This window comes from Xanthobacter luteus (genome assembly GCF_040049235.1).
Lineage (GTDB): Bacteria > Pseudomonadota > Alphaproteobacteria > Rhizobiales > Xanthobacteraceae > Xanthobacter.
This window is the reverse complement of record NZ_JBDZDO010000007.1, coordinates 299507-320629: the sequence shown is the minus strand read 5'-3', so window position 1 is coordinate 320629 and position 21123 is coordinate 299507. Positions and strand designations below refer to the sequence as shown.

17 protein-coding genes and 1 tRNA gene are annotated in these 21123 nt (G+C 65.0%); 10 read left to right on the top strand and 8 right to left on the bottom strand.

Annotated elements, in window-relative coordinates; all coding sequences use genetic code 11:
- Nucleotides 1-221 precede the first annotated feature (221 nt).
- Nucleotides 222-1340, top strand: a complete 1119-nt coding sequence (locus ABLE88_RS20840; protein WP_348833678.1) for a hypothetical protein — start codon at nt 222-224, stop codon at nt 1338-1340.
- Nucleotides 1341-1422: 82 nt separating this feature from the next.
- Here ABLE88_RS20840 and ABLE88_RS20835 read toward each other — a convergent pair.
- Together ABLE88_RS20835 and ABLE88_RS20830 are read right to left on the bottom strand one after the other, a co-directional pair.
- Nucleotides 1423-1497 (bottom strand) — tRNA-Glu (locus tag ABLE88_RS20835).
- 298 nt (nt 1498-1795) lie between these two features.
- On the bottom strand, nt 1796-2218 hold the full coding sequence (locus ABLE88_RS20830; RefSeq protein ID WP_348833676.1) for a VOC family protein: 423 nt from the start codon (nt 2216-2218) through the stop codon (nt 1796-1798).
- 61 nt (nt 2219-2279) lie between these two features.
- Here ABLE88_RS20830 and ABLE88_RS20825 point away from each other — a divergent pair, with 61 nt between their 5' ends.
- The 3 genes from ABLE88_RS20825 to ABLE88_RS20815 all read left to right on the top strand — a co-directional run bounded on the left by ABLE88_RS20825 (nt 2280) and on the right by ABLE88_RS20815 (nt 4427).
- Nucleotides 2280-3050, top strand: coding sequence for an SIR2 family NAD-dependent protein deacylase (locus ABLE88_RS20825; protein WP_348833675.1), 771 nt, complete (start codon nt 2280-2282; stop codon nt 3048-3050).
- Between the two features lie 85 nt (nt 3051-3135).
- On the top strand, nt 3136-3714 hold the full coding sequence (locus tag ABLE88_RS20820; RefSeq protein ID WP_348833674.1) for a cold-shock protein: 579 nt from the start codon (nt 3136-3138) through the stop codon (nt 3712-3714).
- Nucleotides 3715-3941: 227 nt separating this feature from the next.
- A complete protein-coding gene (locus tag ABLE88_RS20815; protein WP_348833673.1) occupies nt 3942-4427 on the top strand; it encodes a DUF192 domain-containing protein in 486 nt (161 codons plus the stop codon).
- A gap of 13 nt (nt 4428-4440) precedes the next feature.
- Here the strand turns inward: ABLE88_RS20815 and ABLE88_RS20810 are convergent, their stop codons facing one another.
- From ABLE88_RS20810 to ABLE88_RS20790, 5 genes are all read right to left on the bottom strand, one after another.
- On the bottom strand, nt 4441-5577 hold the full coding sequence (locus ABLE88_RS20810; protein ID WP_348833672.1) for a glycosyltransferase: 1137 nt from the start codon (nt 5575-5577) through the stop codon (nt 4441-4443).
- Between the two features lie 64 nt (nt 5578-5641).
- Nucleotides 5642-6697 carry a hypothetical protein gene (locus tag ABLE88_RS20805; protein WP_348833671.1) on the bottom strand — a complete coding sequence of 352 codons (1056 nt, stop codon included), beginning with the start codon at nt 6695-6697 and terminating at the stop codon, nt 5642-5644.
- A 63-nt stretch (nt 6698-6760) separates the two neighbouring features.
- Complete coding sequence (locus ABLE88_RS20800) at nt 6761-8140, bottom strand: O-antigen ligase family protein (protein WP_348833670.1); 1380 nt, start codon at nt 8138-8140, stop codon at nt 6761-6763.
- Nucleotides 8141-8154: 14 nt separating this feature from the next.
- A complete protein-coding gene (locus ABLE88_RS20795) occupies nt 8155-8937 on the bottom strand; it encodes an acylneuraminate cytidylyltransferase family protein (protein WP_348833669.1) in 783 nt (260 codons plus the stop codon).
- A gap of 108 nt (nt 8938-9045) precedes the next feature.
- The gene (locus ABLE88_RS20790) at nt 9046-11349 is read right to left on the bottom strand and encodes an N-acetylneuraminate synthase family protein (protein WP_348833667.1); all 2304 of its coding nucleotides are present in this window, start codon (nt 11347-11349) and stop codon (nt 9046-9048) included.
- Nucleotides 11350-11926: 577 nt separating this feature from the next.
- Here ABLE88_RS20790 and ABLE88_RS20785 point away from each other — a divergent pair.
- The 6 genes from ABLE88_RS20785 (at nt 11927) to ABLE88_RS20760 (ending at nt 19985) form a co-directional block, all read left to right on the top strand.
- Nucleotides 11927-13234, top strand: a complete 1308-nt coding sequence (locus ABLE88_RS20785; RefSeq protein WP_348833666.1) for a glycosyltransferase family protein — start codon at nt 11927-11929, stop codon at nt 13232-13234.
- Between the two features lie 77 nt (nt 13235-13311).
- Nucleotides 13312-14232 carry a glycosyltransferase family protein gene (locus ABLE88_RS20780; protein ID WP_348833665.1) on the top strand — a complete coding sequence of 307 codons (921 nt, stop codon included), beginning with the start codon at nt 13312-13314 and terminating at the stop codon, nt 14230-14232.
- A gap of 86 nt (nt 14233-14318) precedes the next feature.
- Nucleotides 14319-14642, top strand: a complete 324-nt coding sequence (locus ABLE88_RS20775; protein WP_348833664.1) for a hypothetical protein — start codon at nt 14319-14321, stop codon at nt 14640-14642.
- A 147-nt stretch (nt 14643-14789) separates the two neighbouring features.
- The gene (locus tag ABLE88_RS20770) at nt 14790-16589 is read left to right on the top strand and encodes an ABC transporter ATP-binding protein (protein WP_348833663.1); all 1800 of its coding nucleotides are present in this window, start codon (nt 14790-14792) and stop codon (nt 16587-16589) included.
- A 211-nt stretch (nt 16590-16800) separates the two neighbouring features.
- Nucleotides 16801-17955, top strand: a complete 1155-nt coding sequence (locus tag ABLE88_RS20765) for a polysaccharide pyruvyl transferase family protein (RefSeq protein ID WP_348833661.1) — start codon at nt 16801-16803, stop codon at nt 17953-17955.
- A gap of 188 nt (nt 17956-18143) precedes the next feature.
- Nucleotides 18144-19985 carry a right-handed parallel beta-helix repeat-containing protein gene (locus ABLE88_RS20760; RefSeq protein WP_348833660.1) on the top strand — a complete coding sequence of 614 codons (1842 nt, stop codon included), beginning with the start codon at nt 18144-18146 and terminating at the stop codon, nt 19983-19985.
- A 78-nt stretch (nt 19986-20063) separates the two neighbouring features.
- On the opposite strand, the gene ABLE88_RS20755 is transcribed toward ABLE88_RS20760, so the two are convergent.
- Nucleotides 20064-21074: an NAD-dependent epimerase/dehydratase family protein gene (locus ABLE88_RS20755; protein WP_348833659.1), complete on the bottom strand. Its 1011-nt coding sequence runs from the start codon at nt 21072-21074 to the stop codon at nt 20064-20066.
- Nucleotides 21075-21123: the final 49 nt, after the last annotated feature.

Here is a 21123-nt window from a genome sequence, read left to right as displayed (position 1 = left end):
GTTCCGCGGCCATGACGCCAACGCCGAGGATGCCGCTCACGCCCGTGCCGTGAACCGCGAGAAGGCCGGCAGCCGTGCCGAGGCCCTGGACGTCCGGTCGTGTCCTTCCTGATCTATTTTTTCCATATGTTGGGGGTGTCAGAGCGAATCTGTACAATTAGTCGCTCCTGACGTAACGTGTTCTCAGTATGTTCTCACTGATTCGCTGAGGGCTGCACGCTATGTCGAAGGAGCACCAGTTCGACGTCCCTCCTGAGGCGTTCGAGCCGAAGGCTTGGTACGTCACGAGGACCGACGCCAACGCTGTTTTGGACGAGATCCGAGCCTGGGTTGCTGAAGGTAATGAGCCTCACCTGTGGCGCGGACACACGCACAGCCCCCCGCCGCCGTTGGCGATGCCAGTCTATATTGGGGAGGTCTACCTGCCCGCTGCCCGTGTGAAGGCAAAGCGATGGGCAGCGTGTCCCTGCTGCTGCCCCCGTGATCCCAAGTATGGCCGGGAGCCGGGCAAAGTAGCGTGGTTTCCCGACGAGCAAGTGATCCGCCTTATGGGGCCGGATTGCTTCAGAGCCCTCAATCCAGAGGGGCACGACATTGCCGTTGCCAATCTCGCTAAAGAACAAAAGGAGTGGCGAGACAAAGTGTTCCTGCTTGGTAATCTTACAAAAGTTGTCGATGCCGTGGCTCTGCTCGAAGATGCGAGGCTCATTGCAGACGACTTTGATGAATTGCAAGACACCTTGCATTCGCGCCTGAGCATCTGCGCACCTAAGATCTGGCACCATATCGGTAAGGGGGTTCTCAGCCTGCACCGCTCAGAAAAAGAGGTTTATCGTCGGCGCGACGGCGAGCTTCACCTTCGACCGGTCGAAGTGACTGTTCGGTACGGGAGCGTCTCGGTCGCGCTCTTTGATCCCGACTCCCGGCCGTTGTCGAGGAAGTTCACGAAGGTCATCGAGAGCCTCTACGACATCGACTACGACGATGTGGAAGCCGCGCTGTCAGCGCTGTCGGATGCGGAGCGAGCCAAGGCGGCTAAGACCCTTGATCAGTGTTTTCAGAAGGGGAGGGAGTTGCTGGCGGAATTAGCCGAACGCAGGAGGTGCTTGAGCCCTGCGAACCTCGCTACTCTCCGAGCGTGGGGACGGGAGGCCGAGACTCCGATTCGCTTCTTCATCAACCGTGATGGGAGCGATCTGTTCGTAGGTGCGCGTCCGAGCGAAGTGATGCGCATTCCGCTGCCGGCGTCGGTCGACGTCGTGATCAGTGAACTTCCCGCACTCACGGGCTTGTCGTCGCAGCTTGGAGCTTCGGTGGGTACCACCCGTAAGTCGGCTTGATTTGGGTCCCGATGGGGGTGCCATAGCCGAAGAAGGGGTGGGAACCACCTAAAATTCTATCAGAATTTTGGCAGAGGTTTTTTGGCGCGCCCTAGGGGAGTCGAACCCCTCTCTCCACCGTGAAAGGGTGGCGTCCTAACCGATAGACGAAGGGCGCAGCGGCGCCGGCCCTTATAGGGGCGTCAGGAGGGGGCGGCAAGGGGGCGTGGGCGCCGGCGCGCGGAACCGGGGGAAAACCCGTCCTTTCCCGCCTCCGCCCGGCCAAGGGCGTTCTGTCCTTCCGCCCGGCCAAGGGCCGTGCCGCAACCCTCTCCCCGGCGGGGAGAGGGAATTTCGCGCGGCGGCTCCTGCGGCAGGTTCGCCCCACCGCCTCGTGCCGTCCAAATCCCGGCGCGCCGTTCCCCGACAAGATGGCGGGGCGCTCCGGCCGCCTCAAGCGCCGGTGGCGCCCGATTTCACCACTTGCCGGTGTTCGGCATGGAGGACCAGGGCTCGGCCGGCGGCTTGGGGCCGCCTTTGTTCAGAAGCTCCACCGAGATGTTGTCCGGCGAGCGCACGAACGCCATGTAGCCGTCGCGCGGCGGGCGGTTGATGGTGACGCCCCCGGCCATCAGGCGCTCGCAGGTGGCGTAGATGTCCTCCACCTCGAAGGCGAGATGGCCGAAATTGCGGCCTTCCCCATAGGGCTCCGGGTCCCAATTGTGGGTCAATTCGATCTCGGCCACGTCCTCCTGGCCGGGCGGGGCGAGGAAGATCAGCGTGTAGCGGCCCTGCGGCACGTCCTTGCGGCGGACCTCCTTCAGCCCCAGCTTGTTGCAGTAGAAGTCCAGCGATTTGTCGACGTCGGTCACGCGGACCATGGTGTGCAGAAAGCGCATGGCGAGCCTCTTCGCTGTGGGCAAGTCGGGAGGCCGGCGGGAGCGCCGGCGGAGCGAACGTATGATCTTCGAGCGCGATCTCAAGGGCGCCCATGCGCGCCTTGCCGAACTTCTCGACGCGGCGCGCAGCGCCGTCGCCTTCACCGGGGCCGGCATCTCCACCGAATGCGGCATTCCGGACTTTCGCTCCCCCGGCGGGCTGTGGACCCAGAACAAGCCGATCCCCTACGACGTGTTCGTGGCCCACAAGGCGGCGCGCAACGAGGCCTGGCGGCGCCGGTTCGCCATGGAGGAGGCGTTCGGCGGCGCCCAGCCCGGCCGCGGCCACAGGGCGCTCGCCCGGCTCCTGTCGTCCGGGCGGCTCGCCGGCGTCATCACCCAGAACATCGACGGCCTGCACCAGGCCTCCGGCGTGCCCGGCGACAAGCTGGTGGAGCTGCACGGCAACGGCACCTACGCCACCTGCCTCGAATGCGGGCAGCACTACGAACTCGCCTGGGTGCGCGAGCGCTTCGAGGCCTCCGGCGGGATCGCGCCCGATTGCGCGGCCTGCGGCGGACCGGTGAAGTCGGCCACCATCTCCTTCGGCCAGGCCATGCCGGAACGGGAGATGGCGCGCGCCGCCGCGCTCACCCGCGCCGCCGACCTGTTCATCGTCATCGGCTCCTCGCTGGTGGTGTATCCGGCCGCCGGTTTCCCGCTCGAGGCCAAGCGCGCGGGTGCGAAGCTCGCCATCCTCAACCGCGAGCCCACCGATTTCGACGCCATCGCAGACATGGTCACGCGTTCCGAGATCGGCGACGTGCTCGCGCCGTTCGCTGCCCATGCGTGAAGAGGGTGTGCGAACCGCTGCCGACTTGCTATCGTGGGTCCCTGTCGCGGAATCGAGCGATCGCGCGCGTTAGGTCGGGGTGGATATGGGGTCTGACGGACTGGGGGTGGGACCGCTCATCGACGGCTCCACCGACGACGGCACGGAGACCCCGGTGGGTCTCGTCGAAATTGCCGGCGCCATCAAGTGGTTCGACGCGTCGAAGGGGTACGGCTTCATCGTGCCCGACGACGGCGGGCCGGACGTGCTCGTCCACGTGACCTGCCTCCGGCGTGACGGCTTCCAGACCGCGATCGAGGGCGCCCGCGTGGTGTGCGAGGCGGTGCGCCGCGCCAAGGGCTTCCAGGCCTTCCGCGTGCTGTCGCTCGACTTGTCCACAGCGGTGCAGGCCGCGCCGCCGCCGAGCCGGGTGCGCGTCGCGGTCGAACCCAAAGGCGGGTTCGAGCGCGCCACCGTGAAGTGGTTCAACCGCCTGCGCGGCTTCGGCTTCCTCACCCAGGGCGAGGGCACGCCGGACATCTTCGTCCACATGGAGACCTTGCGCCGCCACGGCCTCACCGAGCTCAGGCCCGGCCAGAGCGTGCTGGTGCGCTACGGCGACGGCTCCAAGGGCCTCATGGCCGCCGAGGTGAAGGCGGACGGCGACGGCTCGGGCAGCCACTGAGGCGGGACCGGAGGGGCGGCGTTTCGGTTTCCGGGGGGCAGAGGCGCGGCGCCGGCCCGATGCGGAAGCAGACCCGGACCTCGCGCAGCGGCATCCTCCGCCGCGCGGGCGGGCGCGCAGACGCCGCGCGCCGTGCCGCTGGCAGCCATGTTGCGGCCGCCCTCGCCAGGGCATATGAGGTGGCGCCGCGCCGGCTTTCGGCGCTCCGGCTCCGCCAAAGGTTATCCATGATGTTTGGCATCCGCGCCGCACTCGTCTTCCTCGTGCTGGGGCTCGTTGCGCCGTTCGGCGCCCTGCACGCCGAGACCGCGCCCGCCCCGGCGACGGCCGTCGGCCGGGGGGCGCTCGAGATCGCCACGGCCAAGGGGGTCCTGGTGTTCGAGGTCGAGCTCGCCAACACCGAATCCCAGCGCGCCAAGGGGCTGATGTTCCGAAGGGAGCTCGGCGAGCGGCGCGGCATGCTGTTCGACTTCAAGACCGATCAGCTGGTCGCCATGTGGATGAAGAACACCCTCATCCCGCTCGACATGCTGTTCATCCGCGCCGACGGCACGATCGCGCGGATCGCCGCCATGACCACCCCGCTGTCCGAGCAGACCATTTCCTCCGGCGAGCCGGTGCGGGCGGTGCTGGAGATCGACGGGGGCGCCTCCCGCCGCCTCGGCATCGCGCCGGGCGACAAGGTGGCCCATCCCATGTTCCCCGCCAAATAAGCGAGGCGGCCGGTCAGGCGCTGCGGGCAGGTGCGCCGACCAGCGTGCCGTAGAGGCGGAGAATCTCCGCGCTCATCCGCTGCGCCGTGAAGCGTGTCTCGAAGTCGCGCCGGGCCTCGGTGCCCATGGCTTGGAGCCGCGACCGCGTGAGGCTCCTGAGGCAGCCGGCGATGGCCTGCGCATCGAGCGGGTAGATGAGCCCGGAGCGCCCGTGATCGACGATTTCCGGCAGGGCGCCGCGGTCCGAGGCGAGCACCGGGGTTCCCTCCCGCATGGCCTCGACCGCCACGAGGCCAAATCCCTCCCAGCGCGAGGGCATCACGAGGGCGTCCGCCGCCGCCATGCGCTGCGCCACCGCCTCCCGCGGCACCCAGCCAATATAATTGACCTTCGCGCCGGCCCGCGGCGGCGGGGTGGCGCCCGCCCTCAGGGGCCGCCCGTCCTCACCCAGGGGCTCGCCGAGCACGTCCAGTTCCACCGGCACGCCGTCGAGCCGCTCCATGGCGTCGAGCAGGATGTCGAGGCCCTTCTGCCGGTCGTGGCGGCCGGCGAAGAGCAGGCGGATGGGACCGTCCTGCGGACGGGCGGCGGCGCCCGCGCCCCGCGGCGCCTCGGCGATGCCGTTCCAGACCGTGACCAGCTTGGCGGCCGGCAGCCCGGCGGCGAGGGCGAGGCGGCGCTCGTCCTCGGAGATGGTGACGATGGCGTCGCAGCCGAGCGCCAGCCCGCGCTCCAGGTTGGAATAGAGCGTCTGCTTCAGCGGCGAGACCTCCATGGCGAAGGACCAGCCATGGGCGCAATAGACGATCTTCGGCCGCTTCGGGCGGACGCCAAGCACCGCGCGGCCGACGACGCCGGCGAAGGTGCTGTGGATATGGACCACATGCGGCCGGAAGGCCGAGACCTCGCGCCCCAGCGCCCGGCCGAGGCGGAGCAAGGAGGCGGGGTCGCGGCCCGCGCGCGACCAGCGCGTCACCGCGGCGGCGGGGATCTGCCCCGCATGGCCGACCTGCTCGGCGGGCAGCAGGAAGCGGACCTGGCCCTCGCCGAACTGGGTGCGCTGGAACGCCCACAATTCCTCGAGATAGCTGGCGATGCCGCCAGGCAGGGTCTCGGCGACGTGAAGGACGCGAATCGGCGCGGCGGTCATCGGGCGGTCTCCGGTCCCCGGGATGCAAGAGCCTTCGCCATTTGCCACGCCGGCGGACCGCCGGTCACGGCCGGTGGGGGCGCGCGGCTGCCGCCGGCGCGAGGCGCGACAGCGCGGCCGCGAGCTCGTCGAGCGCCTCCGGCATGGCGACGGGCGAGTCCCTAAAGCCGCGCAGCCGTTTCCCGCGTGCCTTCAGGCCCACGAGGCCCGCGACCCAGAAGGAGCGCCCGGTCTCTCCCAGATCGAGCAAAGCGGTGGAGAAGGGAGAGAGATAGGCGACATAGGACCAGTCTGCGCAATGCTCGATGACACCGCGCCGGTCGGTCTCGACCGTGAGCCCGCCGGGGCCGACCGCGGCCCGCAGCGCTTCCACCGCGTCGGCGCTCTCGCGCGGATGGGGCAAATAGCGCAGCGGTGCCGGCAGCGCGCGCGCCAGTGCCCCGAGGCCGGCGGCATAGGATCTCAGATCGATCATGCCGTCGCCCACCAGTGGCTGGCCGAGATAAAGGATCTCTTCGCGCGGGGCCTGCGCGCGGAGCGGCCGGTGCAGGCGCAGTGAGCCTTCGCGGAACCGGTCTCGGAGCGGGTAGGCGCCCCTGTCGAGGCTCGTGCCGGACAGGCGGCGGACGTGAAAGCCGCAGAGCTTCTGCACCAGCCGACGGCGCACGCGAAAGACGGTGCCCTCCATGTCCACATAATGCATGAGGCCTTCTTCCCAGATCTCCACCGCCGCGGGTGGGAGCCGCGGCACGATGAATTCCTCCAGCGGCTCCGTGGCGAGGAAGATGATCAGCCGCTCGAAGCGGATCGCGTCGATGAGGGAGGCGAGGTTGCGATAGTAGCAGCGGTTGGCGCCGCGGATGGCCGGAAGGTTGAGGTTGCCGCCACCAATTCGCGTCTCGCGGCCCAGATGGACGACCGCGTCGCCAAACGCGGCGACGGCGGGGCCGAGCATGTGATCATCGCGGATGAGGCAGAGGTCGACCGAGGCGTCATTGTCCTCGAGCAGCTTGATGTGGAGCGTGCTACGCGGCAGCGCGGCCCGGACCGGCCGACGCTCGGCAAGCGCGCGGGCCAGCCGTTCCAATCCGGGTCCTGTGAACGAGGTCAGATCAGGCATGGCGCTCGCTGGCTCATGGTGCGGTTCCAGAAGCGGTCCGGCCGCGGTCGGCGCTATGGGGGCCTATCGGCCAGCCTGAAATCGGGATCGCCGAAAGCCGCGGTCCTGTGCCGGCAGCTGACTGGGCGGCGGGACGTCGGGTAGGCCCGGATCGTCGTCCTCCATCTCCAGCGCGAAGAGAGCGATAAAAAAATAGATCGCCGTCACCGGAATCAACAGAATGGCTCCATCCGACATCGCAACGATCATATATATCAGCAATCCCGCTGCAGCCGCTCGATTGAGGACGCTCTGCTTGCGCTTGGTCATCGTCACGAGAACCGGTCCGCCGAGAAAAAGCAAAAATGATATCAAGCCGAATAGACCGTAATTGGAATAGATGCTCGCGTACACCATCTCATTTATGTTCGAGATGGGCGCCCGTGGCTCAAGGTGAAAGTCGGAGAACCGCTCCAATTGTGAACTGCGATTGCCGAGGCTGGTGTCAAAAAGAAAAGAGCTGCTGTCCCGCCCCATCGCCTCGACGAGAAGCGGCAAGGCGGCGATGAAAACCAATGCGAGGATGCCCAGCCCAGCGATGCGCGCCGGCTTCAGCCCCTCGATCCACGCGATCGCCATGAGGATCAGGACAAGGGCGATCCAGGCCGTGCGGGACAATGTGAGAACCATGCATACCACTGCAATAATAAAAAATATTCTCTTTTTTTCCAAGAAGTAATACAGTGGCAACATAATGCCGAGGCAGACGCCAAATATATTCCCGTTATTGTATGTTGAAATAAGCTTAAACAATTCACCTCGAGTATTGTTTTTTGAACCGAGAACGTCCGTGTCATCAAGATTTACAGTCAAGAACGGCACCTCGATGGTGTATCCGGTGAATGTTTTGACCGTAAATAAAACAATGCCGAAAATGCAGATGAAGCGAATGGCGAAGACCAGTGCCCATTTGATCTTGTCTGGTTCCAGAGCCTTTGCGGAGGGGGCAAGAATCAGCAGAAATGCCGCTGGCATGAAGACAAAGGAGGCGAATATCATAAGGAGCAACGCAGCGCTGTCCTTCTGTACTCCAGAATACAGGTAAGTCGCGATCAGTATAAAATAAAAGGGGGTGGTCAGCAGCCACGCGGTCAGCGCATTCTGCGGCAATTTGTTGAGACTCATGAGAAATCGCGGCAACGCAATGAACGTGACCAGGCCCAGCGTCAAATACCCGATCGTGAGCGGAAAATTGCCCATCTTCATCCCGCCTTTGGGAAAGGCGATCAGGAAGGTCACGAGCAACATGAAGAAGAAGGTCGTCGTCGGTGCGGCTGACCGCTGCGCCTCGTAGCCTCCCTGCGGCATCGCGCGGGGAGCAACCTGGCGGCCAAAGCCACGCGGCGGCAGCACTCCCGGAGCGGACGTCCGGAGCGTCGTCGAAAGGGTGCGCCGGCGCCGCATCTTTCTGCTCCGTCTCAGTTCAAGGAGAGGTGAGGCACGGCCGCATCTGCGGGCCCCGCCACCGCGATCGCATCGCGCACCGCCTTGGGCATGGCCTCCTCCAGCACCAGTTCGGCCATCTGGAAGTCGCGGATGCCGTCGATGTCCACAGCGCTGTCCGGGTCCACCTCGATGGCGAAAATGGCGTCGCCCGTCATCGAGCCGGCGCGGATCACGTCGGAACGGATCACGTCCAGCTGGCCGGTGTGCCAATAGACCGGCGGCAGCTTCTGGCGCGGCATGTTGAAGGGCTCGGGCACGCCCTCCAGGCGCAGCAGCGGCGCGAGCTTTCCGTCGTCCGCCTTGCACCACATCTTGTAGGGCGTCCGTTCCGCCACCGTCACCGATCGCACGCAGGTGATGGCCGGGTTGGCGCGCATCATGGCCACCGACCGATCGATCCATTCGGGATCGCGGAACGGCGTCGTCGGACGCAACTGCACCATCAGATCGGGATGCTCGCCATGGTCCGCGAGCCACCGCACCGCATGCCCGAACACGTCCAGATCGGTGGAGAAGTCGCCCGCCAGCTCGGCCGGGCGCATGAAGGGTGTCTCCGCCCCATAGGCGCGGGCGACCGCGGCGATCTCCTCGGAATCGGTGGAGCAGATGACCCGGTCCACCGCCTTCGATGCCTTCGCCGCCGCCACGGACCACGCCACCAGGGGATGCCCCCCCAGCGGCCGCACATTCTTGCCCTTCAGGCCCTTGGAGCCGCCACGCGCGAGCACCAGGGCATAGACACCACCGGACGACATGAACGCTCCGTGCCCGATTTCCGCTTCGACCGCCGCGCCACAAGGCCTCTGGCCTCGGCCGCCGGGGTTCAGATGATCCTGCGCGAATGTCTCACTCGCGCCAACGCCTCAATTGCCCTGAGCGAGCCGCAGGCCGGCCCCGTGGGGGTTGCGCCCCGTCGCCTTGGTGCCCATCCAGCCTTCCAGCTTGTCGAGAGCATACCAGAAACCGGCGCCGCCGTCCTTGTGGCCCTGCCAGATCTCCGGCACGAAGGAGGCATTGGGGCAGCTCTCCTCCAACGCGCTGGCGAGCGCCGCGAAGTCCATGGCGCCGTCGCCGATCTGTAGGCCTTCGCCGTCCACGCCCTTGGCGTCGACGATGTGAAGATGCGCCGTATAGGGCCCCACCTTCTGGCAGAATTCGCGCATGGACCAGCCGAAATGGTTGCAGGCGAGCTGCGAGTGGGAGACGTCGAAGCACACCCGCATCTTGTTCGCGGCGCAGAAGGCGGCGATCTCGTCCGGGTCCATGAACAGGTTGTGGTAGCTCTGGCCGCCGAAATGCCAGGGGAAGGGCGGCATGGTCTGCGGGATCAGCTCCACGCCCGTGCGGTCGATGGCGGCGAGGCTTTCCTCCATGCGGGCATAGAGTGCCGGCCGGGCGGCCGCGGGGAAGGCGCGGGAGGTGGAGAAGCCGCCCATATTGACGATGATGAGCGGCACGCTCGCCTTCTTGTGCCACTTCTTGAGCGCCCTTGTGACGTCGATCACCCGCTGCAGCTCGCCGATGGACTGCTGGCGATAGGCCTCGTCCGGCGAGGCGAGGTCGAGGATGTGGTCGCCCTTGAACAGCTCCGGGGCGTGGACCACGTAATCGATGTCCAGCGGCTCGCTGAACCAGTCCTCGAGCTTCACCTCCATGTCTTTGTAGGACAGGTGGTATTCCAGCAAGGTGAGGTTGGTCTTCTCGATCATGGCGCGGTAATCGTGCCAACGCACCGGGATGCCCCACGAGCGCGGAAAGCGGAACGGCCGGGCCTGCGCCACCTCGTCCAGCAGGTCGGACGGGAAGAAGGGCGTGCCCGCCTCGATGGCGCGGCGCGCCTTGCGGCCGACGAGGGCGCCGCGCTGGTTCGGCTGGAGACCCTGGCCGGGGCTCTGCACCACGATCATGTCGTCGGTGATGAGGGTGCCTTCCGCGATGTCCTGCGCCGCCTTCAGGCTTTTCGCGAGGATCTCGCGGTTCATCATCTCGCCCTGGGTCATGGCGCGCTCGCCCGACGCGCCCATGGATTCCTCCACGGCGCGGATGGCGGCCATCATGTCGGCGAACTCGCCAGGCAGCAGCGACACCTTGTGGTCGTTGCCTTCCAGGCCCCGATCGATGGTGAAGTGCTTCTCCACCACGCAGGCGCCGCGCGCCACGGCGGCCACCGGCACCACCCAGCCGCGCTCGTGGCCGGAATAGCCCACCGGACCGCCGGCGATCTCCGCGAGGCGGTCCATGTAGCGCAGCTGCACGTCCTTGTAGGGGGTGGGATAGGTGGAGTTCACGTGCAGCAGCACGAAGGGCGCGCCGCGGGACTTCAGCAGCGCCACGCTCTCGCGGATCTCCGATTCCTGCGACATGCCGGTGGAGCACAGAAGCGGCTTGTGGGTGTCGGCGAGCGCGGTGAGCAGATCGTGGTTGGTGAGGTCGGCCGAGGCCACCTTGTAGCCGGCGATGCCGTAGCGCTCCAGCGCCTCCAGGCTCGGCAGGTCCCACGGCGTGCACAGCGGCTCGATGCCCGCTTCGCGGGCGTGGTCGAACACCCGGAACATGTCGTCCGCCTTCAGATTGAAGCGGGCGAGAAGATCCAGCGTGTATTGCGCGCCGAGGTCCTGGTTGGCGTCCGAGCTCTTGCCGCCGCCATAGAGCGAGGACAGATCGCGCATCTGGAACTTGACGCAGTCGGCGCCCGCCTCCCTGGCGAGGTCCACCAGGCGCTTGGCGAGGTCCACGTCGCCTTGGTGGTTGTTGCCGATTTCGGCGATCACGTAAGCGGGCTGGCCCTTGCCGATGAGCCGGCCGGCGATGGACATCTCCGCCTTGGACGGGAAGGCGATGGCCACCACGCGCGAATAGTCGTCGAGCAGCGGCACCGCGCGGATGCGGTCGGAAAACAGCGCCGCGATGGCCTCCGGCGGCATGTCGATGCGCGCGGTCTGGCACTTGGTGTTGGCCACCGAGGAGATCGGCGCTTCGAGATTGATCTCCGGGGCGGAGGTCAGCCAGCGGCGGAAATCGCCGTCCGTGAGCATGCCCTCGAGCTGGCCGTTCTCGCTCACCGCGAGGACGAAGCCCGATTTGTTCGAGCTGATCTTGTTGAGCGCGGCCAGGACGGGATCATCGTTGAGGACGACGAACCGGAGCACGTTACGGTCGATGAGCATGCCTGCCTACTCCGCTGTGGTTCGACCGCTGACATCGGCAATGTCATCTTGCATTGCACAAATATGTCCCGAGGCGCAAGTGCTACGAGGGTGCTCCGCCCGATTTCCGCCGTGGCGCACGGGCGGGGAATCGCGCTCGCGGCGCCCAGGATGCAACGCTGGAAAGCATGCATCGCCCGAGGGTTGGGCGCAACAGCCGGACTCGCCCCGCGGGGCATCCCGGCTGATGCGCCGGGGCCGGTTCGGCCAGCCCGGCCAGCGCCGGAGGATAAGATTGTGTCGGACGCAACAATACAACTATGACGAGAACACGGGGCGGTCGAATGTCGCATTGCCGGGTCGGCACGGGGGCAAACATGCTCCGCGCCGCGCCTGTCTCACGGTGCCCGAGGGGGTCCGGCCGCCGCCTGAACTCTTCTTTCGCTCCACTCGTCTGTAGCGGCGTTTATTTGGCGCGGGGACAACTCAAGGTGCCGGCAAAAGAAATGCCTAGATAATAATCAAGTCTGTGGGGTGGATCGACGTTGGGTGTTGGTATATTTTCGCTCGCGGATGCGGTCGCGCCAATCTCGACGAGATGCTGCATCACGCGTTGAATTTGGTCGCCGAGCGAGGGTACATGCAGGCAGGGGGCGACAAGCCAATCAGGGTCTGCGCGGTGCTGATGGGCGGCTCGACCGCCGAGACGATTTCGACGGTCCACGCGGCATTGGAGGCGAACGGGCCGGTGGCGCTGACGATCGTCGACCTGCTGATGTTCCATCTGCGCAGCCCGGGACAGATTGCCTATCCCCGTGAGGCCGAGATCATCCGGATCGGGCCGGCGGACTGCGGCATCAACACGAAGTTCAAGAGCAGCAGCATCAATCTGCTTCTGAGCGGGGGAGCTGCCGCATTTCGCCGGATCGTGGACAAGGCCCGCGCGACCTACGCGGCCGCCAAGCCGGACGTCGTGGTGCTGTGCCACGACCGCCTTTATAGTGAGCTGGCCTTCGTGCGGGCTGCCCAGGAGATGGGCATTCCCACCGTCTTGATCCAGGAAGGCCCCTTCTGCGTCATCGGGTACGGCACGGCCAACAGCGTGAATTTGAAAATCAAGTATCTCTTCGCCCCGCTGGCGCACAAGATCGGTCTGCTGCCGGCCATGCCGGACTACGGGCATGCCGGGCATGCGCGGATCTGCGCGGCGTCCGAGGCCTATGCGGCGCAGTGGGTCCGATCGGGAATCGAGCCCGACCACATGGCCGTCACCGGAATCCCGCGATACGATTCTCTCGCCCGCATCAGGCACGACATCGCCGCGAAGGAGCCGCGCCCCGGCGGGGTGCCTCGCGTCTGCTTCCTGGCCCAGCCTTTCGCCCGACACGGCAAGGTCAGCGCGGCGGCCGCCCACGCGCGGATGCGCGACCTTGCCGAGGCCTTCAACCGCGCTGCTGCCTCGACCGCCTTCGACCTGGTGGTGCGCGCCCATCCGCGTGGAAATCGAGAGGATTTGGCGCCGCTCGTCGATGCCCTGGCCACGCCGTACGAGATCCAGAACGCGACCGCGCCGTTTCCGAGCGTTCTTCCCGAGTTCGATCTGGTGGTCGGCTTCTATTCGAGCGCGATCCTCGAGGCGCTGGCGTGCGACGTGCCCGCCGTCTGCGTCCGCCTGCCCAAGGAGGCCTTTTCCGAACCGGCGGAAGGCGCGAAGCAGGACGTGATCACCGGCATTGGCGTGCCGACCGCCATCGACGCCCAGGGGCTCGCCGATGCACTGGTCGCAAGCCTCACTCAGCGACCGGCCATCTCGGCCAGCAAGCTGCGCGACGAGATCGGCCAGATTCAGGGGCAGGCGTCCCGGATGGTCGCGGATGTCATATCCGCTTCAGCAAATCGGATATAGGGAGCGCGTGCGGTGAGGCGTTGGACCATCCGGAAGCAGCGCCGTCGCGATACCAAGGTCTCTCGGTCCCGGAGGATGTGGCCGATGACGGCGTCGTCCGGCCGGTCTTCCTCGCACGTGAAAAGTGGTCGATGACGATGGCGGAAGTCTCCCAACAGGATCGGTCTCGAACCGGGCGCGACTGCATCGTCTTCGCCTGCTCGGGCGTGCGCTACGCCGCCGAAGCCGTGGATGCGGCGCGGCAGGTCAAAGCGGTGATGCCGGGAATCGACATCGTCGGGTTCGCCGATGCCGAAGGCTGCAAGGTGTACGACGGCAGCGGCCTCTTCACCCGGTCGTTCGTCATCGAGAATCCCGCCCGCTCCTATATCGACAAGGCGCGGATCGACCTGCCCGATACCTATGATCGGGCGTTGTTCCTGGATAGCGACGCCTACGTCATCAAGCCGCTGGATTCGGTGTTCGAGCTGCTCGAGCGGTTCGACATGGTGGTGGCGCATGAGCCGACGCGCTTCACGACCGATGCCGCCTTCCGCACGCTGCTGGATTGGGGCGCGCCGCGGTCGTTTCCGGAGTGCAATACCGGCGTGATCGGATTTCGAAACAATGCGCAGGTCAGGGCATTCTTTCAAAGCTGGCGCGAGAAGCACCGCGAGCTGCATGACAAGACGGATCCTCCGGTAAAGGTTGATCAGCCGTCATTCAGGTTGGCGCTCTGGGAAAGCGACCTGCGATTTTACATATTGCCGCCTGAATTTAACTTCAGGCATACATTGCCTGGATTCATTGGCGGCTATTATAATGTAATGGTTCTTCATGGAAGAACAAAATTTCAAGAACACTATAGTCGGAAGCTGGGCGCATATGGCGATCTTCCGCGCGTCCACGTGCCGTTCTTCTGGGTCGTGACGGGGCCACGCAGGTTGTGGCGCCGCTGGCGGCGAAAGCATGGAATGAATAAGCAGTGGCTTAAGCGCACCTTTGGCCTGTCCCATTAAGAGTGTCCGGTGTGAAGGGGGCGTGTTAGGATTTTGATCAGCAACCGGCGAAGGCGCCCATCGGGTAACGGTAACGGAAAGCGGCTATGAACCTTTCTAAGATCGGGCGGTTGGGTCTTATCGCGCGCAATCAGCCGGCGACGTTGCATGCCGGTCGGCAGCATCACTCTTGGGCCAGGAAGAGCAATGCGGAAGTGCGGCACAAACCGGGTTGCGCCGTCCATGTGGGGAGGGTGCGGGGCAGGTCCGACGTGATGATCGCCTATGCTCCCAATCGGCTCGTCTGTCGGCTGCTCGGGCCGCAAAATTATCGTCTCATCGGCGAGCGAATGAAGAGCCCGTTCGATACGACGGTCGCCAACTACCCGGCATTCGCGCCTTGTGTCGACGGATCGCGTGAAGCCGTTTGAACATCCGCCACAAAAAAATGGCCCAATTCGTGCAAACGGCGTGGGCAGAGGGCGATCCAGTCGGCGCATCCTGCGCGGCGGGTTTTGGTGGGCTGGGCGTTTGCAGATGATGACCATTTGGGAATACGGTGGCGTCGAGGATCCTCAATGTTGACGAGCATAACCAAGAAGCTCTGGTATCTCCTCGACTCCAAGCTACGAATTCAGTTCTGGGGCCTGCTCGCATTGATGCTCGTCGCCGCGGTCCTGGAAGCGGTGGGCATCGGCATCATCCCCCTGTTCATTGCGGTGCTTGCGGAACCCTCGCGGCTCGCCCGCCTGCCGTTCCTCGGCACGGCCGCCCAGCAGTGGGTCGATACCCCGCGGGAGACCATCCTCTTCGTCGGCGGCGGATTGATCGCGGTGTTCTATGTGGTCCGCGGCCTCTATCTCATCAGCCTGAACTTCCTCAAATCGAGCTTTGCCGGCGAGGTCACGGCCCATATCGGCGAGCGGCTCTTCGCGGGCTACATCGCCGCTCCCTACGTGTTCCATCTGGTCAACAATTCCTCGTCGCTGATCCGCAACATCCATATCGAGACGCAGCGGATCGGCCAGCAGGTCATGAAGGCCGCGCTCATCCTCATCCTCAGCGCGGTGATGATCATCGCCATCCTTTCAATTCTTGTTCTTTACGAACCGGTCCTGTCGATTCTGGTGCTCGTACTGGGTGGAGGCTCGGTGTTCTTCTTCCTGCGGGGCATCAGGAGCACCGCCACGCGTCACGGCCAGTTGCTCACGGTCGTCAACGGTACCTTGCTGCAGGCGCTTCAGGAGGGGCTCGGCGCGTTCAAGGACATGCGGCTGCGCGGCCTTTCGGGCTTCATGAACGCGCGCCTCAGCCGCCTGCTGCACGAGCGGGGGCATTCCTGGCACATGCAGCAATTCCTCATCGAGAGCACACGGCCCATGGTCGAGACGGTGGGCGCCCTCGGCCTGGTGCTCGTGCCGCTGTTCCTGGTCTGGCGCGGCGCGTCGCTGACCGATATTCTGCCCATGCTCGCCCTTCTGGCGGCGGCGATGATCCGCATGCTGCCGGCGCTCAACCAACTGACGCAGGCGCTGGTGCAGCTGCGCACCAACGCGGCGACCGTCGACACGCTCTACGCCGAGGTGAGGGACCTGGAGGCCATGGCGGGCGCGCCGGCGCGCGACGGCGGCATCCCAAAGGTCAAGATCGGCAAGTTCTCCGGTTCGATCCGCGTGGAGAACGTCTCGTTCTCCTATCCCAACGCGGCCGGCCGGGTGATCAAGGATCTTTCGTTCGAGATCAAGGCGGGCACCTCCGTCGGGTTCGTGGGGCCGACCGGTGCCGGAAAGACCACGGCGGTCGATCTCATGCTGGGGCTGCTCGAGCCGTCGTCCGGCAAGGTCCTCGTGGATGGCAAGGACATCAGGGCGGACATGGTGGGCTGGCAGCGCCAGATCGGCTATATCCCCCAGTCCATCTTCCTGATCGACGACACCATCCGCCGGAACATCGCCTTCGGCATCCCGGACGAAGATATCGACGACGGGGCGGTGGCGCGGGCGGTGCGCACGGCCCAGCTCGACGAGCTCGTCAGCACGCTTCCCGCCGGCCTTCACACGGTTGTCGGCGAGCGCGGGGTACGACTGTCGGGCGGCCAGCGCCAGCGCATCGGCATCGCGCGCGCGCTCTATCATGACCCCTCGGTGCTGGTGATGGACGAGGCCACGGCAGCGGTCGACAACGTCACGGAACGCCGGCTCATGGAGGCGCTGGACCAGGCCAAGGAAGGGCGAACCTTCATCATGATTGCCCATCGCCTGAGCACGGTGGTCAATTGCCACGTGATCTACATGCTCAAGGACGGCTCGGTGCACGCCAGCGGGAGGTTCGAGGACCTGCGCCGCACCGACGCGGATTTCGAGGCCATGGCGCGGTAGTCTGTATGGAGTCAAAAAGTAGATTTATTAAGAGCCCGAAGTCACAAGGAGCGCGAAGCCGATCATAACGTCCGGCTTTCTCAGATCCAGGCATTCGACCGATTTATATTCTGTGGCACTTAAGTGCGCAATCAATACAGCGTCTCGATCTTGGCAGCTCCAGACTGGGTCGAAATCCCAACGGTGGTTATTCTTGTTATAAGGAAATGCGATGAAGATAGCCGTCGTTGCAGCATTTTATACGCACAAGAACAGTGGGATGCTCACTGTTGATATGTCCGTTATCGGATTTATTCGTCGTCATTTTCCTGAGGCAGAGCTTACTCTTTATTCATTCGGAAAGGCGGATTTATCCGCGTACGACTCAGGTAGCCTCGGCTATCGCCATGTCTCCTTGCAGGAAAATTTTCAAGATCTTCGTGAGGCCGATCGAATTTTGTACTGGGGCGATTTTCTTCATAACATTCGATATTGGGAAGAGGCGCTGATCCCCCGCGCATTGCAGCACGGTATCAGTGGAAGCGAGCAGGAGGCGCGAGACCTGGTCTATCGCCTTCACTCTCTGGAGCACGAAGATGCCGCACTTCTCGAGAAGACGGTCTCCTTCGGGACGACTATCTACAATATCGGGCCCAAGGACCTTCAGAATCCGCGCTATGTCGCGGCCCTCGAACGGATTGTAGGCAAAAGCCGGGCTTGTGGCTTTCGCGATCCCATCTCCGCGTCGCATGGAAGTGCCTTCCAGCCGGAATCGCGTTGCCTGGGCATCGATGGCGCATTCCTGCTGCACGATGATGATCTTGCCATCTGCCCCGGCTACATGCCGACCTCGACCAAAAATCACATCGGCATCTTCTTCGGACGCACGCAGCGTTTCGATGCCCTGATGTTGTTCTCGCATATGATCGGCCATCGGCTGAAGATGCCGCTGGCCTGGGTTCCGTGGCTCGAAACGAGGTCTCGGCAACGCGTCGCGGGAATGATCGGCGTGAGGTCCGCGGGCTCGGACAGCCTGCCGGGGTCCGTCTTTTCCTACCTCCGCACGTGCAAGTTCATCATCACGGACACCTACCATCTCACCATCAATGCATGGCGCATGGGCATTCCCGCGATCTGCATCGGGTCGTCGGAGAACAAGCCCTCCGCCATGTTGAACGACAAGAAGAAAGACATTCTCTATCAGATGATCGGAGCTAATCCCTTCTACGTGGAGCTGGGCTCGATCACCAACATGCTTCGCGCCAAAAGCCGGGCCGATCGTATGGCGGCGACGATCTCCGACACGGCGCTCGCGGATGGCGTGCGAGGTCATATCCAACGCCATCGCAAGCGCTGTGAAGACATGCTGGTCACCGCGCTTGGATAAATCGCGCGCCGTCGGATGGCACTCGCAGGCGGCGACCCATTCTCGCCCCGGTCCGCCGCCGAGCGATGTGGAAAGCCGGCGCCTGCCGATTGATACCACATTCGCCTGTCACCATCGGCCGTGAGGCATCGGCTCCCTCATGGAGGCCGGGCGGTGCAGGGGTTTCTCGGGCGCCGAGGACAAGCGCGATGAAAAGCACGGGACCGTTCCAGCTTAGTCGACGCGATTATCTGCTGGCGACACTTGGAATCATCGCCCAGCCTTCGACAGCGTTCGGCCAGGCCGGCGATCTGCGGGACCAGTTCCTGCGTGATCCCCCGGCGGTGCTGCGCGACCGGCTTGCGGAGCTCGGGCGCGTCCGCCGCAGGAGTGTGGTCGGATCGGTCGATCTCCCGGCGCTCTACAAGGAGGCCGGGCAACGGTGGGTCGCCCGGGATGCCGTTGACATCCGATCGTTTGGAGCCGTGCTCGACGGCCAAGCGGACGATACTGAGGCGGTTCAGCGGGCCGTGAATTCGGGTGCCGGCGTCATACGCTTGCCCTCGAACGGCACATTGCGACTCACACGAACGGTACGAATTCGCAGGCCGGTTGCGCTGCTGGGCGGCGAGGGCGGGGCCAAGATCCACTCGGAATCACGCGCGGGGGCCGTGCTGCTCGTCGAGGACGAGGCCGCCGCGCCCGATGCGTTCATCCGCGGCCTGTGGTTCGATCGCCTGATCTTCTCGGTTCCGGCACCGGCGGTGAAACGTCATGCCGTGGTCGGCGTCAATGTGCGCGACATCCGCTTCACGCGGTGCCGGACGACGGGCCTGGGCGGCATGAGGGTCGGCCATGCCAAGGAAAGGGCCTATCAGCCCAAGAAGCCGCACCCGAGCGCCGACCTGGATCCGGCCGTCATCGCCGGCTTCCTGCCCGATGCGCCGACCGATCTGAACGAGGACATCCTCTTCATCGACAACGAGATCGATGGCCAGGCCTTCATGGTTCAGGCGTTGCGGGTGGATTTCGGCAGGCGCGTCGTCGCCGCCTACAACAAGGGGCGGTTCGCCAACATCAGCTGGTGGGGCGGCGGGGCGAAGTTGTCCCAAGGCGGGCAGCTTCAATTTCTGCGGAGGGTGCGCGACGTCGCCATCGTTGGAAACGAGATGCATGGGGCGAACGGCGCATTCTATGGCAACAACGGTCAGAACGTTCTCATCGAGGACAATCTGGCGCACGACATCACTGATACAGCGATCGATTTCGAGGGCTGCGTCGATTGTGTCGCACGGCGGAACATCGCCATCGATGCCGGAAATTTCTGCTATTCAACATTCTATGCAGCGCAGAACATTCGCTTCGAAGGCAATGTGGGGGTGCAGACCGGAAAGGGAGCAACGGTGATCGAGCGCCTTTCGGCGAAGCTGCCCGGCAAGCCCACCGGGCGCATATTGTTTGCGCTGCGCAGCGCCGGGTTTTCCGGTCCGGACAAGGTGGTGATCGCGTGCACGGGCAATATTTTTGCGTATACCGGCGGCGACGGCCTCGGCAAAGTTGCGCCAAGTTACAGTTCATCCGTCACTTTCGACAGCAACAAATTCCTGAATGTTCGGTGTAATTTCAGTTACCCACAAGTGCACACCGTGAGGCTGGAGAAGAATGCGTTCTTTTTCGACCGGCTGGTGTCCGGCAACGAGGTGCTGGTGGGCCTCGGCGGCGCCACGGGGGCGCAGGAATCCCGCATCGTCGACAACGTCGTCGTCATCGATGCTGCAGCCGATGCCGGGACGGTGGCGATCGGCGCGGTTCAGTCCGGTCCCGGCCGGACCGTGATCCGGAACAACGAGGTGCGCCAGCGTCCCGGGGACGGTGCCGCGGCCGCAATCGCCGTTACGGGCACGCCGACAGCGGCAGGCCAGCCGCAATTCGTCATCGCCGACAACAAGGTCCCCCTCATCATCGACCGGTCGCTGGACAATGGCGCGCAGATTTCGGCGGCCGGCAATACGGATGCCCGGGGCGCGCCGGTCGCGGTCAGCCGCCCGTGAGCGGCGCGGCGGGGCACGACCTGCGCGAGCGCGCAGCGTGAGGACTGTGCGCTGCGCCGCAGGGTGGCCGCTCCGGCGCTATTTTCCGTAGTGCTCCCGGTACCAGGCGACGAATGCGGGCACGCCGACGGCGAGCGGCGTCTGCGGCCGGTAGCCGGTGAGCGCCTCCAGCAGGCGCGGGTCGGCGAAGGTCTCGCGCACGTCGCCCGGCTGCATGGGCAGCAGGAGCTTTTCCGCCGGCCGCCCGAGCGCCGCCTCGATGGCCTCGACGAAGTCGAGCAAGCCCACCGGCTGGCCGCCGCCAATGTTCACCGCCCGCCACGGCGCCACGGGAGAGAGGCTGTCCTCCACGCCTTGCGCCGCCGCCGGCTGGCCCACCACCGGCGGAACGCCGGCGAGTCGCACCACCGCCTCGACGATGTCGTCCACATAAGTGAAGTCGCGCCGCATCTGACCCATGCCGTAGATCTCGATCGGCCGGCCCGACAGGATCGCGTCGACGAATTTGAACAGCGCCATGTCGGGCCGCCCCCAAGGCCCGTAGACGGTGAAGAAACGGAACGATGTGGTCGGCAGGCCCCACAGGTGGGCATAGGAATGGGCCATGGCTTCCATGGCCTTCTTGGTGGCGGCATAGAGGGTGATGGGAAAGTCCGCCCGATCGGTCTCGGCGAACGGCATCTTGGCGTTGCCGCCATAGACCGAACTGGTGGAGGCCATCAGCAGATGCTTCGGCTTCGCCGCGCGCGCCGCCTCCAGCAGGTTGTAGGAGCCCACCAGGTTGGAATCCACATAGGTGCGCGGATGCTCGATGGAGTAGCGCACCCCCGCCTGGGCGGCGAGGTGGACGATCACGTCCGGCTCGGCGGTCTCGGTCGCGGCGGTGAGCGCCGCCATGTCCTCGAGCCGCGCCTCCACCGCGCGGAAGCCGTTGGAGCGGCCGAGCAGATGGTGCCGGGCGCGCTTCAGGGCCGGGTCGTAATAATCGGTCATGCCGTCGTAGCCGACGACGAAATGGCCCTCGTCCAGCAGCCGCCGCGCCAAGTGGAAGCCAATGAAGCCGGCGGTACCCGTGATGAGAAAACGCATGGAGGGGCTCGTCTTTGTGCGCACGGTCCGCAGCGGGCCGGCTCTCGCG

Coding starts and splice junctions, on each gene's coding strand:
- ABLE88_RS20755 (WP_348833659.1), bottom strand. CDS start 21,074: ATGCGTTTTCTCATCACGGGTACCGCCGGCTTCATTGGCTTCCACTTG.
- ABLE88_RS20790 (WP_348833667.1), bottom strand. CDS start 11,349: ATGCTCATCGACCGTAACGTGCTCCGGTTCGTCGTCCTCAACGATGAT.
- ABLE88_RS20760 (WP_348833660.1), top strand. CDS start 18,144: ATGAAAAGCACGGGACCGTTCCAGCTTAGTCGACGCGATTATCTGCTG.
- ABLE88_RS20830 (WP_348833676.1), bottom strand. CDS start 2,218: ATGCGCTTTCTGCACACCATGGTCCGCGTGACCGACGTCGACAAATCG.
- ABLE88_RS20795 (WP_348833669.1), bottom strand. CDS start 8,937: ATGTCGTCCGGTGGTGTCTATGCCCTGGTGCTCGCGCGTGGCGGCTCC.
- ABLE88_RS20825 (WP_348833675.1), top strand. CDS start 2,280: ATGATCTTCGAGCGCGATCTCAAGGGCGCCCATGCGCGCCTTGCCGAA.
- ABLE88_RS20785 (WP_348833666.1), top strand. CDS start 11,927: ATGCTGCATCACGCGTTGAATTTGGTCGCCGAGCGAGGGTACATGCAG.
- ABLE88_RS20805 (WP_348833671.1), bottom strand. CDS start 6,697: ATGCCTGATCTGACCTCGTTCACAGGACCCGGATTGGAACGGCTGGCC.
- ABLE88_RS20775 (WP_348833664.1), top strand. CDS start 14,319: ATGAACCTTTCTAAGATCGGGCGGTTGGGTCTTATCGCGCGCAATCAG.
- ABLE88_RS20840 (WP_348833678.1), top strand. CDS start 222: ATGTCGAAGGAGCACCAGTTCGACGTCCCTCCTGAGGCGTTCGAGCCG.
- ABLE88_RS20765 (WP_348833661.1), top strand. CDS start 16,801: ATGAAGATAGCCGTCGTTGCAGCATTTTATACGCACAAGAACAGTGGG.
- ABLE88_RS20810 (WP_348833672.1), bottom strand. CDS start 5,577: ATGACCGCCGCGCCGATTCGCGTCCTTCACGTCGCCGAGACCCTGCCT.
- ABLE88_RS20770 (WP_348833663.1), top strand. CDS start 14,790: ATGTTGACGAGCATAACCAAGAAGCTCTGGTATCTCCTCGACTCCAAG.
- ABLE88_RS20800 (WP_348833670.1), bottom strand. CDS start 8,140: ATGCGGCGCCGGCGCACCCTTTCGACGACGCTCCGGACGTCCGCTCCG.
- ABLE88_RS20815 (WP_348833673.1), top strand. CDS start 3,942: ATGATGTTTGGCATCCGCGCCGCACTCGTCTTCCTCGTGCTGGGGCTC.
- ABLE88_RS20820 (WP_348833674.1), top strand. CDS start 3,136: ATGGGGTCTGACGGACTGGGGGTGGGACCGCTCATCGACGGCTCCACC.